The organism is Pontibacter sp. GD13 (assembly GCF_058216355.1).
The window spans coordinates 201209-216619 of the sequence record NZ_JBYZMQ010000005.1 but is presented as its reverse complement, the minus strand read 5'-3'; the positions used below and the strand labels follow the sequence as shown (position 1 = coordinate 216619).

Sequence of the window (15411 nt, the reverse complement as noted above, 5' to 3'; positions counted from 1 at the left end):
ACGATAGTTTAAAATAAATAGTCTTTCAGCAGAATACCGCCACCGGTTAGCAGGATGTTCAGGATAGCCAGCGGAATCAGTATCTGCCAGCCCAGCTTCATCAGTTGGTCGTAGCGGAAGCGCGGAAGCGTCCAGCGTACCCACATAAAGAAGAAGATGAACAGAAAGATCTTGGCAAACATCACTACCACGCCCAGCAGGGTAACAACGTTATTGGCCAGCACGACACTGTCCGTCGCGTTGGCCAGCCACACTTCCAGCTCCAGCATAAACGGGAAGTTGTATGCCCCAAAGTATAGTGTGGCCATCACGGCCGATGCCACAAAGATGTTGATGTACTCGGCAAACAGGTACATGCCCAGTTTCATGGAGCCATACTCGGTGTGGTAACCGCCAATCAGCTCGGCCTCGCTCTCCGGTAAGTCGAAGGGGGTACGGTTGGTTTCGGCGAATGCGCACACCAGAAAAATAAGGAAGCCCAGTGGCTGGTACCAGATATTCCAGTTAAAGCCAGCCTGCTGCGCTGCGATCTCACGCAGCGACAGCGTACCGCTCAGCATCAGCACCGCGATCAGCGAAAGGCCCATGGCCAGCTCGTAGCTGATGTTCTGCGATGCCGCACGGATAGCGCCCAGCAAAGAAAACTTGTTGTTCGATGCCCAGCCTCCTATCATCAGGCCATACACCCCCAGCGATACCACGCCAAAAATGTACAGGACCCCGATATTCACTTCAATGGCCTGCAGGAACACGATGTGCCCATCCACCAGCAGCGTATCTCCGAAAGGGATAACGGCGCTGGACATGGTGGCCACCAGCATGGCAATACCCGGCCCGATAATGAACAGCGCCTTATTTGACATGGCCGGAATGAAGTCCTCTTTAAAGAAAAGCTTACCGGCATCGGCCAGGGGCTGCAACAAACCCATCGGACCAGCACGGTTCGGGCCTACGCGGTCCTGGATAAAGGCCGCGATCTTACGCTCGAAATAAGTTGAATAGGTGGCTATCAGCAGGGTTATGCCGAAGATCACCAGAATGTATATCGCTTTGTAAATCAGGTCTACAGACTCCATAGTTATGACTGCGGAAGGTTTTTCTTGGTAGAAATAGGTAAGTTGGGCACAATGGGGATGTTAACCACGGGCAACTCATAATGGTTAGCTGAGATAACAGAGCTGCTGTCGATGTGGCGCGGGCCCTCGATGGTCCAGTCTTTCACCTCTTTTTTATCGAAGCGGCAGGTATTGCAGATAAACTCCTCTACTTCTGCATACTGGTCTTTGCGCGCTGTTACCCGAAGCACCTCCTCACCGCGGGTCCAGAGGGTTACTTTGCCGGAGCAGGTAGGGCAATCGCGGTGGGCATCCATGGGTTTGGTAAACCACACGCGGTTCTTAAAGCGCCAGGTCTTATCAGTAAGCGCGCCCACAGGGCACACATCAATCACGTTGCCGGAGAATTCGTTGTCGATCACATTCTCAATATAGGTTCCGATCTCCGCGGCATCGCCACGGCCAAGCACCCCATGCACCCGATTCTCGGCAATCTGATCGGCCGTGTACACGCAACGGTAGCACAGGATGCAGCGCGTCATGTGCAGTTGGATGTAGGGGCCAAGGTCTACCTTATCAAAGGTGCGTCGCTTTTCCTCGTAGCGGGTAGCGCTCACACCATGCTCGTACGACAGGTTCTGCAGGTCGCACTCGCCGGCCTGGTCGCATACCGGGCAATCCAGCGGATGGTTGATCAGCAGCATTTCCACAATGCCTTTTCGGGCATTCAGCACGTCTTCGTTGGTGGTGTTCTCCACCACCATGCCCTCCTGTACCTGCGTAATGCACGAGGCGACAAGCTTTGGCATGGGCCGTGGGTCTTTGGCGGAGCCCTGGGCCACTTTCACCAGGCAAACGCGGCACTTGCCGCCGCTGCCTTTCAGTGGCGTATAAAAGCACATGGCAGGTGGCACCACATCGCCCCCAATTTTCCTGGCGGCCTGCAAAATGGTAGTTCCTTCTTCTACCTCTACCTCAATGCCGTCGAAAGTTATTTTAACCATTGGTAAAGTTCGTTGTTCGTTTGTCGTTGTTCGTTACCCAAAAGTATGGAACAAGAAACGTTTTATACTTTGCTGCCCTTTTTTCGGGCTTTATATGATCAATTGGCTGTATCAGGTTGCTCGACAGTTGCCGTGTGTCGTGATACGGACGTCGGGATTCGCAATTAAGCTGTAACAGCATCCAACTGGCCTCTGTATACCGCACCGGGAGCCGTGGCTTCCTGCGGGTACCGGATGTGCCATTCAAACTCATCGCGGAAATGACGGATAGCGCTTGCCACCGGCCAGGCAGCTGCATCGCCAAGTGGGCAAATGGTGTTACCCTCTATCTGCTTGGCAACACTTACCAAAAGGTCGATGTCCTGCTGATGCCCGTGGCCATACTCAATGCGGTGCAGCACGCGCTCCATCCAGCCTGTACCCTCGCGGCAGGGGCTGCATTGGCCACATGACTCATGATGGTAGAAGCGGGCGTAGTTCCACGTGTTACGCACAATGCACTGGTCTTCGTCAAACACGATGAAAGCACCGGAACCCAGCATGGAGCCACTCACGAAGCCACCATCCGACAAGGATTCGTAGGACATCAGGCGATCTTCACCGGCTGCGGTCTTCAGGATCAGGTTGGTTGGCAGGATGGGAACGGATGAACCTCCGGGCACTACGGCCTTCAGCTGTTTGCCTTTCCAGATGCCGCCGCAGTACTGGTCGGAGTAGATAAACTCCTCTACCGGCACGCCTAGCTCGATCTCGAACACGCCCGGGTTGTTGATGTTGCCGCTGGCAGAGATCAGCTTAGTGCCTGTGCTGCGGCCAATGCCGATTTTAGCATACTCGGCACCGGTGTTGTTCACGATCCAGGGCACAGCGCAGATCGTTTCCACGTTGTTTACCACGGTAGGGGACTGGAACAGGCCCTTCACAGCTGGGAAAGGAGGCTTGTTACGCGGGTTACCACGCTTACCTTCCAAAGATTCCAATAAAGCTGTTTCTTCGCCGCAGATGTAGGCGCCGCCGCCCGGGGCCACGTGCAGGTCCAGGTCGTAACCCGAGCCCAGTATGTTTTTACCCAGGAAACCGGCAGCATATGCCTCCGCGATCGCTTTTTCCAGAATACGCAGCACGAACATCAGCTCACCGCGGATGTAGATGTAAGACGTATTGGCGCCCAACGCATAGCTGGAGGTGATCATGCCCTCGATCAGCGCATGCGGGTTCTTCTCCATGAACCAACGGTCCTTGAAAGTGCCCGGCTCCGACTCATCGGCGTTGCACACCAGGTAACGCGGAACGCCTTCTGGTTTCGCTAAAAAGCTCCACTTCATACCCGTCGGGAAGCCGGCTCCACCACGACCACGCAGGCCGGATGTTTTCACCTCTTCCACCACCTCTTCCGGAGACATCGTTTTCATGGCTTTCTCTACAGACTTGTAGCCGCCGTGCTTACGGTATACTTCCAGCGTTTCGATGCCTGGTACGTTAATATGTTCGGTTAATATTTTAAGTCCCATTTTAGCAGGATGTCTATGTGGGCAGCTCCTGTTGCTAGGAGCTAGCCTGTGTTTATCTAATTATATGGACAAAGGATTTTTTGACAAAGAACAAAAGAGATAAACTAAGTATAAAGTCTTTTGTCAAATTGTCTTTTGTCACTAAGTCCAAATCTAAATTACTTTGCCCAGGTTAGCGTTTCATGCTCCTTGTTGCGCATCAACTCCAGGAACATGTCCAGCTTTTCTTCGCTGTCGATGTTCTCGTAGTAAACTTCGCGTACCTGCAGCATCGGGCCGCTACCGCATGCTGCAAGGCACTCTACCGGCTTCAGGGTAAACATGCCATCCGCGGTGGTTTCGCCTTCCGCTATGTTCAGCTTCTCCTTCAGCATGTTAATCATCTGGTCAGCACCGCGCAGGCAGCAAGGGCCGGTGCGGCAAACCTCCAGCACATGCTTTCCAACCGGCTTCAGGTTGAACATGGTATAAAACGTGGCCACCTCATATACTTCGATGGGCTGTATGTTCAGAATCTCGGCGATCCTGTCCATTGCCTCCGGGCTTACCCAGCCACCGAACTCCGCCTGCGCAATGTGCAGGATCGGCAGTAGGGCCGACTTCTGGCGTCCTTCGGGGTAATGGCTTATGTAGCGCTGAATCTCGGCCATGGCCGCATCAGAAAACTTTACTTTGTTTATGGTCTCTGCCATTGTATTCATTTATCCTTTATCACCTGCTAAGGCAACAATGCTTACTGATAACTGATAATTGTACTTTCTATCTATCCGTCGAGCTCGCCAGCAATTACGTTCAGGCTGCTTAGCGTCAGGATCGCATCGGCCAGCTGGCCGCCCACGATCATCTCGGTATAAGCCTGGTAATAGATAAAGCAAGGCCTGCGGAAGTGCAGTCGGTATGGCGTGCGGCCGCCGTCGCTGATCAGGTAGAAACCTAACTCGCCATTGCCGCCTTCCACGCTGTGGTATACTTCGCCAACGGGCGCGTCAATCTCCCCCATCACAATTTTAAAGTGATAGATCAGGGCCTCCATGTTGCGGTACACCTCCTGCTTTGGGGGCAGGTAATAATGTGGCGCATCGGCGTGGTAAGAGCCTTCGGGCAGGTTTTTGTAGGCCTGCTCTATTATCTTCAGACTCTCCCATACTTCGGCGTTGCGCACCAAAAAGCGATCATAGGTGTCGCCTTTAGAGCCTACCGGTATTTCAAAGTCAAAGTCCTCGTAAGAGGAGTACGGGTTCATCACGCGCACATCATAGTCTACGCCGGTGGCGCGCAGGTTTGGTCCTGTAAAGCCATAGCTGAGGGCACGCTCGGCCGAGATAGCACCTACATCGGTTGTCCTGTCGATGAAGATACGGTTGCGGGTGAGCATTTTCTCAAACTCAGCCCATACTTTCGGGAAGCGCTTCAGAAATTCGTCGATCAGATGCAGGGCTTTCGGCGACAAATCGCGCTCCATGCCCCCGATGCGGCCCATGTTCGTGGTCAGGCGGGCGCCGCATACCTCCTCGTAGATATCGTAAATGTGCTCCCGCTCCTGCATCACATACAGGAAGCCGGTGAAGGCACCGGAGTCTACGCCCAGAATAGAGTTGCAGATCAGGTGGTCCGAAATACGGGCCAGCTCCATCATGATCACACGGATGTACTGCGCGCGCTTTGGTATGGTTATGCCCAGCAGCTTTTCCACAGTCATGTGGTAGCCCATGTTATTGATCGGGGACGAGCAGTAGTTCATTCTGTCCGTCAGGGTAGTGATCTGGTAGAACGGCCTGCGCTCCGCTATTTTCTCGAAGGCACGATGGATGTAGCCGATCGTAGGCACTGCGTCCATGATCTTCTCCCCGTCCATTTGCAGGATGTTCTGGAAAATGCCATGCGTGGCCGGGTGCGTAGGCCCCAGGTTCAGCGTGGTTAAAGGCCGTTCCTCCTGCAGGGCAAGTCCGTGGTCTTTACGGAACTGCTCCAGGTCAGTAAGTTCAGCTGTCTTATTTTCAGTAGCCATGAGTATCTCCTTAATTGTTTGCCGCAACGTCGCCTGTTACCCAGGGAGCGCAGCAGAACCGGCTTATCGTCCGAAAAATGTATTAATTTTATCTTCCCTGGTCTGGTCTTCCAGTGGGTATTGCTTTAGCATGGGGTGGTACTCCATCTCCTCAATGTTCAGGATCCTGGTCAGGTTCGGGTGCCCGGTAAAAATGATGCCGTAGAAGTCGAAAGTTTCACGCTCCATCCAGTTGGCGGCAGCGTAAAGGTCGGTAACCGTGGGCATTACCGGGTCGGTGGCAGGCATGTACACCTTAATGCGGATGCGGTAGTTATGGCGCAGGCTGTGCAACTGGTACATGGTGCACAGTTCCTTGTCCTGACGACCGGGGAAGTGTATGCCGCACATCGTGGTCAGAAAACGGATCTGCATTTCCTCGTCGTCGCGCAGGAACCGGATCAGCTCATGAATCGATTCGCGGTTGGTGGTGATGGTCATGATGCCATCCGGGTTCAAGGCGTCCCAGATGTTCTCTTCCCCAAACTTACTGATGATCTTGCCGAGTACGTTTTCGTTGGTAAGCTCCATTTGCTTATTTAATATTGTAAGAGGCTAGCAGCTCCTGGTATTCCGGTGAGTTGCGGCGGCGCAACGATTCGTTCGCGGCCAGGTCCTGCACCCGCATAAGTCCGTCCAGAATCTGCTCGGGGCGGGGCGGGCAACCCGGCACGTACACATCTACGGGCACCACGCGGTCGATGCCCTGCAGCACCGAGTAAGTATCAAAAATACCGCCCGAAGAGGCGCAGGCGCCCACGGCGATCACCCAGCGGGGCTCTGACATTTGCTCGTACACCTGTTTCACCACCGGGCCCATTTTCTTGGCGATCGTGCCCATTACCATCAGGATGTCTGCCTGGCGCGGCGAAAAGCTGGGACGCTCGGAGCCGAAGCGGGAAATATCGTAGTTGGAGCCCATGGTGGCCATAAACTCAATACCGCAGCAGGAGGTGGCGAAAGGCAGGGGCCAAAGCGAGTGCTTGCGGGCCAGGCCGATCACCTTCTCAAAAGAGGTGGCAAAGAAACCAGCACCTGAAATGCCATCCGGTGCCTCTGCTATTTTTATATCTGTATTTTCGCTCATTTCAATATGGTTGTTTGTGTCTTGTCGGGCGCTGTTAGGCCGCCTATGTGCAACACAAAAGCCCTCAGAAAAGTTTATTGGCTTATTCCCATTTCAGGATGCCCTTCTTGATCACATAAAAAAAGCCTGCCAGCAGGATGCCCATGAACACGAGCATCTGCAAAAAGCCGTCAGCGCCAAACGACCGGAAGTTTACCGCCCACGGGTACATGAAAATGATCTCCACATCGAAGAGCACAAACAGGATGGCCGTCATGAAATATTTATAGGAGATAGGGGTGCGGGCATCGCCCACCGACTCGATGCCGCTTTCCCAGGCGGCTCCCTTTACCGCACTGTTGCGTTTAGGGCCCAGCAGGTGGGTAAGCGTCAGGGCAAAAATCACAAACCCGAGCGCTGCCGCAAACTGAATAATTATCGGCAGGTAATCCGACGGTACATACTGATCTACAGTTGGTTCCATATCGCTGTAATCCTTTGTTCAAATTAGGGAGCAAAATTAGGTATAAATAGGCATTAATCAAAAGTATAAATCCAATGTAAAATACTTCTGAAAGTGGTGTGTGCGTAGCAGTTAGCCTGGTAAATGGCGGGAATAAGCTTTTAAAGTATAAAAAAGCAAGGGCCGCCCCGGTCTGGAGCGGCCCTTGCCACTATATACTCGTTCAGAAAGGCTTACTTATTCTCGCCCAGGAACGGGTAACGGTAATCTACCGGAGGCACAAAAGTCTCTTTAATAGAGCGGGCAGACACCCAGCGCAGCAGATTCAGCATAGAACCGGCCTTGTCGTTGGTGCCTGAAGCGCGCGCACCGCCAAATGGCTGTTGCCCCACCACAGCTCCCGTAGGCTTGTCGTTGATGTAGAAGTTACCGGCCGCATTCTGCAGTTTTTTAGACGCGTACTCGATAAAGTAGCGGTCCTGGCTGAAGATGGCGCCTGTTAAGGCATATGGCGAAGTGGAGTTAACCAGTTCCAGGGTCTCGTCGGCGTTGTTCTCGTCGTACACGTACAGCGTGATCACCGGGCCGAAGATTTCCTCGCACATGGTCACATACTGCGGGTTATGCGCCAGTAGCACGGTAGGCTCAATAAAGTAACCAGTCGACTTATCATAATTACCTCCGGCAACAACCTCCACCTCATTGCTCTCCTTAGCGTTATCGATGTAACGGGCAATCTTATCAAAAGATTTCTCGTCGATCACGGCGTTGATAAAGTTGGAGAAGTCCTCGGGCGGTCCCATTTTGAACGACTTCAGGTCTTCGATCACATAGCCTTTCACCTCTTCCCAGATATTGCTCGGGATGTAGGCACGCGAAGCGGCTGAGCATTTCTGCCCCTGAAACTCAAAGGCGCCGCGCGTAATGGCCGTGGCCAGCACTTTGGCATCCGTGGATTTATGCGCGAAGATAAAGTCCTTGCCGCCTGTTTCGCCTACAATACGCGGGTAGGTTTTATACTTGTGTATGTTTGTGCCAATCTCTTTCCAGATATGCTGGAACACCCCGGTGCTACCAGTAAAGTGAATACCGGCAAAATCGGCGTGGTTAAAGATCACGTCGCCGGCTGTTGGGCCATCGACATACACCAGGTTAATTACCCCATCCGGCAGGCCGGCCTCACGGAATAATTCCATGATCATTTGTGCGGCATAAATCTGTGTGTTGGCAGGCTTCCAAACGATCACGTTGCCCAGCATGGCTGCCGAAGAGGGCAGGTTGCCGGCAATGGCGGTAAAGTTGAACGGCGTAAGGGCAAACACAAAACCCTCCAGCGGACGGTGCTCCATGCGGTTCCAGATACCCGGCGATGATTCAGGCTGCATCTGGTAGATCTCCGTCATGTATTGCACGTTGTAGCGCAGGAAGTCGATCAGCTCGCAGGCAGCGTCAATCTCGGCCTGGTAAGCGTTCTTCGATTGCCCCAGCATGGTAGCGGCATTCAGCCTGGCTCTCCAGGGGCCGGCTAACAGGTCGGCGGCCTTCAGGAAAATGCTGGCGCGGTGTTCCCAGGCCATGTTCGCCCAGTCCTCGCGCGCAGCCAAGGCCGCGTTTATCGCCTGTTCCACATGCGAGGCATCGCCTTCGCTGAAGTGGCCCAGGATGTGCTTGTGGTCGTGGGGCTGCAGCATGGGCTTTTTCTTGTCGGTATAAACCTTGTCGCCGCCAATGTACATCGGCACATCCAGCTCTTTCGACTTCAGCTCTTTATAGGTGCGCTGCAGCTCTTCACGCTCCGCAGATCCGGGGGCGTAAGATTTTACAGGTTCGTTGATGGGAGTGGGTACTCTAAAAAATCCGGTTGCCATTTTTTTATAGTTAAGGATTCAGAATTAGATTTTCATGGTCTGACAAGCCCTTTGCAAGGCCATCTGAACAAAGGTAAGGCTTATTATTTGATTTTTTGGTATCAGCGAGGCCTGAGGTCAGGGCTTAGAGTATCTGCTTGAGCTCGCTCAGGCAGCTAATTTCGTAGGTGGGCTTGGGTCGCTTGCGCCCTTTTAGCTTCTCCGGGTTAAAGTATACCTGGTCTATGCCGGCATCGCGGGCGCCTTCCACATCGCACTCATAGTTGTCACCTATCATCAGGCAGTCTCCCGGTTTTACGCCAATCCGGTCCAGCAGGTGCTCAAACATGCGGCGGTCGGGCTTCTTAAAGCCACAGCACTCTGATGTGATGATCTCCTTAAAGTAGCCGTGCAGCTCCGAAGAGGCCATTTTGATGTGCTGCACTTCTTTAAAGCCGTTGGTTATAATGTGCAGGCCATACTTGGGCTGCAGGTACTGCAGCACCTCGTAAGTGTAAGGGAAAACCGCTTTTTTGGTCGGGCAGAGGTCTGTGTAAGCTTCTGAAAGTCCGGCGGGTACCTCATGCTCCTGGAGCCCAAGCCCCAGCAGTGTTTTGGAGAAGCGGTCTTCGCGGAGCTGTTTCTGGTTGATCTTACCTTTGTTGTAGAGGTCCCACAGGCGGGTATTGATGAACTTATACTTCTTGTAAAAGGAATCGCTGTCGAATTTGCCGAAGCTGGCCAGTTCAAAATGATCGTACAGGGTGTAAAGGGTTTCCTCGGAGTTTTTCTCGAAGTCCCAAAGGGTATGATCGAGGTCGAAGAGGATGTGGGTGTAGGTTTTCATGAGCAGCGATAGGTAAAAATGGTTATAAGAACGATAGAAAAGGGGTGAGGCTCAGCGCTTTTCTGTCTGCTGAACAATGCAATAAACGAGAGGTTTTACTGTTATGGAGCAGTGCACCTGCTAAGGGGCAATCCAGCGACGCGCCTGCTGCTTGTTAGTGGCCAGTTCCCGGTTAGAGTACAGGATGTCGTAGGTTTCAACATCTTTGAGTAGTTGGGCGTCCCGCTCCAGGTAGGTAAAGATCTGGGATACAAAGTCGGCGGCCTCCTCTTTGATGGAATAAAACACCCACTGGTCGGTTTTGCGGGAGGTAACCAGGCTGGCGTTGCGCAGGTAGGCCAGGTGGCGGGAGGTTTTGGTTTGCGTGAAGTCGAGCACATGCTCCAGGTCTGAAGTGCACATTTCTTTGTTGTGCAGAATCAGGTGCAGGATACGGATGCGTGATTCGTCGGCCAGCGCTTTTAGAATCTGCTCGCCAAAGGTTATGCTAAAGTGTTTGAGCCTCATAAGTTGCTGCGAAAGCGTAAACAAAATTAGGTAAAAGCTGCCATTATAAAATATTAAATCCTATAATTGTATTGAATGAATTCATTTTTGCTGAAATATAGTTTTCCCCGTTTGGCAGGTAAGCGGCTTCTGATGCCTTTGCTGGCCATGGTGCTGTTCTTTTGCGCCATCCCCGATCAGGCAGCCGCGCAGGGCAAGCAGCGCGTGGTGCAGTTGTCCGGCTTTGTGGCCATCGGCGATAGTTTGTATGGCGTTGCCGGGGTAAGCGTGTTTGTGCCCGGCACCAGCCGCGGTACCCAGAGCAATGCATTCGGCTTTTTCTCGGTGCCGGTGCTCACCGGCGACAGTGTACTCTTCAAGGCCCTGGGCTACAAAGCACAGTACCTGATCATCCCTGAAAACTATAGCAGCCAGAGTTATTCCATTATCATGCAGCTGCAGGAAGACCCCAGTCAACTGCCGATTGTAGATGTTTTCCCGTGGCCTACCGAGCGCGATTTCAGGGATGCCGTGGCCAGTGTAAAACTACCCGACGAGGGCCGGGCCATTGCTACCCGCAACCTGGACCCCGAACGTTTGGAGGAGCTTTTCAAAACCACCCCGATGGATGGGGCAGCCAACTTCAGATTCTGGAACCAGCAACAGATACAGCAGCAGCAGAACCGCATCATGTACCCTACCATCAGTCCGTTCGCCATTCCGGCCTTACTCAACTCTATCTTTAAGGGCAACGATAAATAAAGGCCTCTATTTTGTGGATGTTGATTGATGAGTCAATGGACGGAAGTCCGTGTTTTATCTCCTTTTCCGAGCGCAGCTCTTTGCCCTCACCCCAGCCCTATCCCACGGGAGAGGGAGTTTCTTTGGGTTACTCCGCCTCATGCGAATAAATGTTTTTTTTTAATGTTCCCTATCCCTTCGGGGGCGTTAGGGGGAGGGCTTTTTATCTCGCTACCTGTAAAAATAGCCAAGCAAAGATAAAACTGAGACTGTACTTCCAGGCATCTGTGTGCTTAAATAAATACCCCGAACTCCTTAAAAGTAACTAACACCGGCCTGATTCGTTATTTTCCAGAGTAGGCGCACGTTAAGTGCGTTTCGTAAAGGCAGCTTTTGCCTTGCTACAGCTAAACCATCGACCTATGCTTGAACCCGATAAGCTATCGCTTAATATACCAGACACTACCAAACCCCGTGTAATTATAGTGGGGGGCGGATTTGGCGGCATCAACCTGGCCAAGAAACTCTCAGAGACTAATTTTCAGGTGGTGATGTTCGACAAACAGAACTACCACGGTTTCTGGCCGCTGCTGTACCAGGTAGCCACCGCCGGCCTGGAACCGGACTCCATTGCGGAACCCTTGCGCAAGATGTTTGGCAGCGACGATTTCGAGGATTTTCACTTCAGGCTGGTGAAAGTAACGGGTATCAACCCGGACGCCAAAACCGTGGACACCCTGGTAGGCGCCCTGCCCTATGATTTCCTGGTAATTGCCACGGGCACGAAGATCAACTACTTCGGAAACGAGAATGTGAAGAAGTACGCCTTTCCGCTAAAACAGATCCCGCAGGCGCTTAACCTGCGCAGCCAGATGCTGCAGGCCTTTGAGCAGGCCAACATGACCAAAGACCCTGCGCTACGCCAGAGCCTGATGAACTTTGTGATTGTGGGTGGCGGACCGACCGGGGTGGAGCTTGCCGGCGCACTGGCCGAGATGAAACGCCATGTGCTGCCAACCGATTACCCGGGGATGGATTTTAAGCAGATGAACATTTTTTTGATTGAGGGCCTGGACAGGGTGTTGCCCCCTATGTCGCCGGAATCGAGTGCCAAAACCCAGAAGTACCTCACCGAGCTCGGCATCGATATTCGGCTGAATACACTGGTGCAGGACTACGATGGTAAAACCGTGACCCTGAAAGGCGGGGATCAGATCAACGCGCATACCCTGATCTGGGCTGCCGGGGTGTCGGGGGCCGTATTGCCCGGTCTGCCAGAAGAGGCCGTGGAGCGGGGCCGTATACTGGTGAACGACTATAACCAGGTGCAGGGCTACAACGATATTTTTGCCATAGGCGATGTGGCGATGATGAAAACGCCGGAGTACCCTAAGGGGCACCCAGGCGTTGCCCAGCCCGCCATTCAGCAGGGCAAACTGCTGGCCAAAAATCTTACGCGCTTGCTTAAGAGGGAGCCGCTGGAGCCTTTTAAATACTTCGATAAGGGCTCACTGGCCATTATTGGGCGTAACCGCGCTGTGGCCGACCTGCCCAACAACATTCATCTGGGTGGGTTCTTTGCCTGGGTCATCTGGCTGTTTGTGCACATCATGTACCTGATCGGCTTCCGTACAAAGCTGGTGGTGCTTAGTAACTGGATCTACAAGTTCTTTACCTACGAGAACGGCACCCGCCTTATCATCAGGCCTTTTATCCGAAAGGGAGACAAAGTGACCCAGGATTTTATCAATAAGTATAACTCGGATTGAGGTTGCTTCAGGCCTTTGCAGATCATGAACTAAACAGAGCCAGACAAGGATATAATGCTGGAAGTTTTTAAATACTGTATAGTATGACTAAGCTAACACAGCCCTGAAAAGCTGTTGCAAAAAGGATATAAAACAGAAACAGCCCCGGATATTCTCCGGGGCTGTTTCTGTTTTTAATAAGGCAGCTTACTGCCCTGAATTGTTTTTGTTGCCGTTCTTGGTTGTGGAACGTTCGCGCTGCATCGGGTTTGGCTGCTCGCGCTGCTGCTGCTTGTAAATATCGAAACGTGACGGCGCCAGACGACGCGGGTAGAAGTTGTTAGACAACTCTGTGTCGGCCGTTTGCAGGAATGGATCCAGCTCGAAGCCTACTACAGGCTTTTCCGTGATAAATACCTTCGTGATCTCCTCGTTGTTATGGCGCCAGATCTCGGCAGGGATGTTCACGATCTCTTCCGAGCCATCCTCAAAAGACATGCGCACGATCAGGGGCATTACCAAACCGCCCTGGTTCTTGAAAGCAACCTCATAGAAGTTCAGGCCTGAGTCCAGTGCTTTTTTCTGCTCAGCCGACAGGTCCTTTACAAAGGACTGGTAACGCTGCTGGTCAGTAGATGAAGTAGCCAACGGGTCGTAGCTGTTGTAAAAATCCTTTAGTTCCGGCTTCTGATCTACCAGCGTTTTAGGGATATCGACCAGGTTGCGCTGCTCCGATAATGTTTTCGGGGTCTTGTTCTGCTGCTCGCGCAGGTGTGCATTCACAAACTCCGGGTTCTGTGAGTCGATGCTGTACCACTTCACGTTCTCGATAGAGATATCGGTGTGGTCGGTGGTATAGAACCAGCCTCTCCAGAACCAGTCCAGGTCAACGCCAGAGGCATCTTCCATGGTTCGGAAAAAGTCGGCTGGCATCGGGTGCTTAAAGGCCCAGCGGGTGGCGTATTCTTTAAACGCGTAATCGAAAAGCTCGCGGCCCATTACAGTTTCGCGCAGGATGTTAAGCGCTGTGGCCGGCTTGCCGTAAGCGTTGTTACCAAACTGCAGGATAGATTCTGAGTTTGTCATGATCGGTACCATGGTGCTTGGCGCGCCTTTCATGTATGCTACAATGTCAGCCGGCTCTCCGCGGCGCGAAGGGTAGTTTCTTTCCCACTCCTGCTCTGCCAGGTACTGCATAAAGGTGTTCAGGCCTTCATCCATCCAGGTCCACTGGCGCTCATCCGAGTTTATGATCATCGGGAAGAAGTTATGGCCTACCTCGTGCAGGATCACTGAGATCAAGCCATACTTGGTGCGGTCAGAGTAGGTGCCGTCCGCCTCGGGGCGATAGCCGTTGAAGGAGATCATCGGGTACTCCATGCCTCCTACGGGGCCGTGTACCGATATCGCCACCGGGTAAGGGTAATCGATGGTGTGCTTGGAGTAAACTCTTAACGTATGCGCGACTGCCTCGGTAGAATACTGCCCCCAAAGTGGGTTCGCCTCTTTCGGGTAATACGACATGGCCAGTACATTTTTACCGCCCACGTTTACGTTCATGGCATCCCAGATAAATTTACGCGAACTGGCCCAGGCAAAATCGCGCACGTTTTTAGCGGCAAACACCCAGGTCTTTTTTGCTGTGGCAGGCGTCTTCTCCGCTTTCGTGGCATCCTCCTGCGATACGATCACCATCGGCTTTGCGCTTTTGGCGGCATCGGCCCATCGCTTTTGCTGTGCAGAGGTAAGCACCTGGCTTGCGTTCTGCAGCTCGCCGGTAGCGCCCACCACATGGTCGGCTGGTACGGTAATGCTTACTTTGTAGTCGCCGAAAGGCAGGGCAAACTCACCGTTGCCCAAAAACTGCTTGTGCTGCCAGCCGTTCACGTCGTCGTACACGGCCATGCGCGGAAACCACTGCGCCATTTCGTACAGGTAATTGCCGTCCTCCGGAAAATACTCGTAGCCGGAGCGGCCGCCCAGTGTTTTCTGGTCGTTGATGTTGTGGTGCCAGTCAATGCTGAAGGCAACGTTTTGCTTTGGCTTCAACGGCGCGGGCAGATCGATGCGCATCATGGTGTTGTTGATGGTGTATTTCAGGGCCTTGCCGTTACGGTCTTTGATGGCGTCGATCTTAAAGCCACCGTCAAAATCAGCGCGGGTAAGGTATTCGACGGCCTGCACCGGCATTTTATCGTTTAGCTGCCCGGTTCGGGTCAGGTTGCTGGCAGACTTCGGCTCAAAGATATTCTGGTCCAGCTGTACCCACAGGTACGAAAGCACATCGGGCGAATTGTTTGTGTAGGTGATGTTCTCAGAACCTTTGATAGACTGATTCTTGTCATCCAGCTCTACTTTGATGTTATAGTCTGCCCGCTGCTGCCAGTAGTCGTGCCCCGGGGCGCCGGAGGCAGTGCGGTAGTTGTTAGGCGTGGGCAGCTCCTGCTGCAGTTGCTTAAACTTAGACTTATCAGTATTGTCCTGGGCCTGTGCAACTACAGGTCCGGCAAACAAACCGAGAAGGGCTAAGCCGGTTAAGAGGTTTCTCATTATAGGAAGAAGTAAAGTGTAAGGTTAGATTTATCGTTTAATTTGA

The 15411-nt window shown here is 52.8% G+C and carries 14 protein-coding genes; 2 read left to right on the top strand and 12 right to left on the bottom strand.

Features of this window, described 5'->3' with window-relative positions; translation table 11 throughout:
• Window positions 1-8: 8 nt before the first annotated feature.
• The 11 genes from nuoH to AC4BAN_RS09665 all read right to left on the bottom strand — a co-directional run bounded on the left by nuoH (window position 9) and on the right by AC4BAN_RS09665 (window position 10347).
• Window positions 9-1076, bottom strand: a complete 1068-nt coding sequence (nuoH, locus tag AC4BAN_RS09715) for an NADH-quinone oxidoreductase subunit NuoH (protein ID WP_490564201.1) — start codon at window positions 1074-1076, stop codon at window positions 9-11.
• Window positions 1077-1078: 2 nt separating this feature from the next.
• Window positions 1079-2059, bottom strand: a complete 981-nt coding sequence (locus AC4BAN_RS09710) for an NADH-quinone oxidoreductase subunit G (protein WP_490564200.1) — start codon at window positions 2057-2059, stop codon at window positions 1079-1081.
• A 164-nt stretch (window positions 2060-2223) separates the two neighbouring features.
• Entirely contained in the window at window positions 2224-3570 is a 1347-nt protein-coding gene (gene nuoF, locus AC4BAN_RS09705; protein WP_490564199.1) for an NADH-quinone oxidoreductase subunit NuoF, read from the bottom strand.
• 158 nt (window positions 3571-3728) lie between these two features.
• Complete coding sequence (locus tag AC4BAN_RS09700) at window positions 3729-4262, bottom strand: NADH-quinone oxidoreductase subunit NuoE family protein (RefSeq protein WP_490564198.1); 534 nt, start codon at window positions 4260-4262, stop codon at window positions 3729-3731.
• A 71-nt stretch (window positions 4263-4333) separates the two neighbouring features.
• Entirely contained in the window at window positions 4334-5578 is a 1245-nt protein-coding gene (gene nuoD, locus AC4BAN_RS09695) for an NADH dehydrogenase (quinone) subunit D (protein WP_490564197.1), read from the bottom strand.
• A 63-nt stretch (window positions 5579-5641) separates the two neighbouring features.
• Window positions 5642-6148, bottom strand: coding sequence for an NADH-quinone oxidoreductase subunit C (locus tag AC4BAN_RS09690; RefSeq protein ID WP_490564196.1), 507 nt, complete (start codon window positions 6146-6148; stop codon window positions 5642-5644).
• A 4-nt stretch (window positions 6149-6152) separates the two neighbouring features.
• On the bottom strand, window positions 6153-6704 hold the full coding sequence (locus AC4BAN_RS09685) for an NADH-quinone oxidoreductase subunit B (protein ID WP_490564195.1): 552 nt from the start codon (window positions 6702-6704) through the stop codon (window positions 6153-6155).
• Window positions 6705-6786: 82 nt separating this feature from the next.
• Complete coding sequence (locus tag AC4BAN_RS09680; RefSeq protein WP_490564194.1) at window positions 6787-7167, bottom strand: NADH-quinone oxidoreductase subunit A; 381 nt, start codon at window positions 7165-7167, stop codon at window positions 6787-6789.
• Between the two features lie 212 nt (window positions 7168-7379).
• Entirely contained in the window at window positions 7380-9014 is a 1635-nt protein-coding gene (pruA, locus tag AC4BAN_RS09675) for an L-glutamate gamma-semialdehyde dehydrogenase (RefSeq protein ID WP_490564193.1), read from the bottom strand.
• Between the two features lie 124 nt (window positions 9015-9138).
• Window positions 9139-9840: a YjjG family noncanonical pyrimidine nucleotidase gene (locus AC4BAN_RS09670; protein ID WP_490564192.1), complete on the bottom strand. Its 702-nt coding sequence runs from the start codon at window positions 9838-9840 to the stop codon at window positions 9139-9141.
• A 120-nt stretch (window positions 9841-9960) separates the two neighbouring features.
• Window positions 9961-10347 (bottom strand): ArsR/SmtB family transcription factor, encoded by a 387-nt coding sequence (locus tag AC4BAN_RS09665; protein ID WP_490564191.1) that lies wholly within the window; start codon window positions 10345-10347, stop codon window positions 9961-9963.
• Between the two features lie 75 nt (window positions 10348-10422).
• Between AC4BAN_RS09665 and AC4BAN_RS09660 the strand changes: the two genes are divergently transcribed.
• Complete coding sequence (locus tag AC4BAN_RS09660; RefSeq protein WP_490564190.1) at window positions 10423-11088, top strand: peptidase associated/transthyretin-like domain-containing protein; 666 nt, start codon at window positions 10423-10425, stop codon at window positions 11086-11088.
• 401 nt (window positions 11089-11489) lie between these two features.
• Window positions 11490-12836, top strand: coding sequence for an NAD(P)/FAD-dependent oxidoreductase (locus AC4BAN_RS09655; protein WP_490564189.1), 1347 nt, complete (start codon window positions 11490-11492; stop codon window positions 12834-12836).
• A 186-nt stretch (window positions 12837-13022) separates the two neighbouring features.
• Here the strand turns inward: AC4BAN_RS09655 and AC4BAN_RS09650 are convergent, their stop codons facing one another.
• Window positions 13023-15365: a M1 family metallopeptidase gene (locus AC4BAN_RS09650; protein WP_490564188.1), complete on the bottom strand. Its 2343-nt coding sequence runs from the start codon at window positions 15363-15365 to the stop codon at window positions 13023-13025.
• Window positions 15366-15411 lie beyond the last annotated feature (46 nt).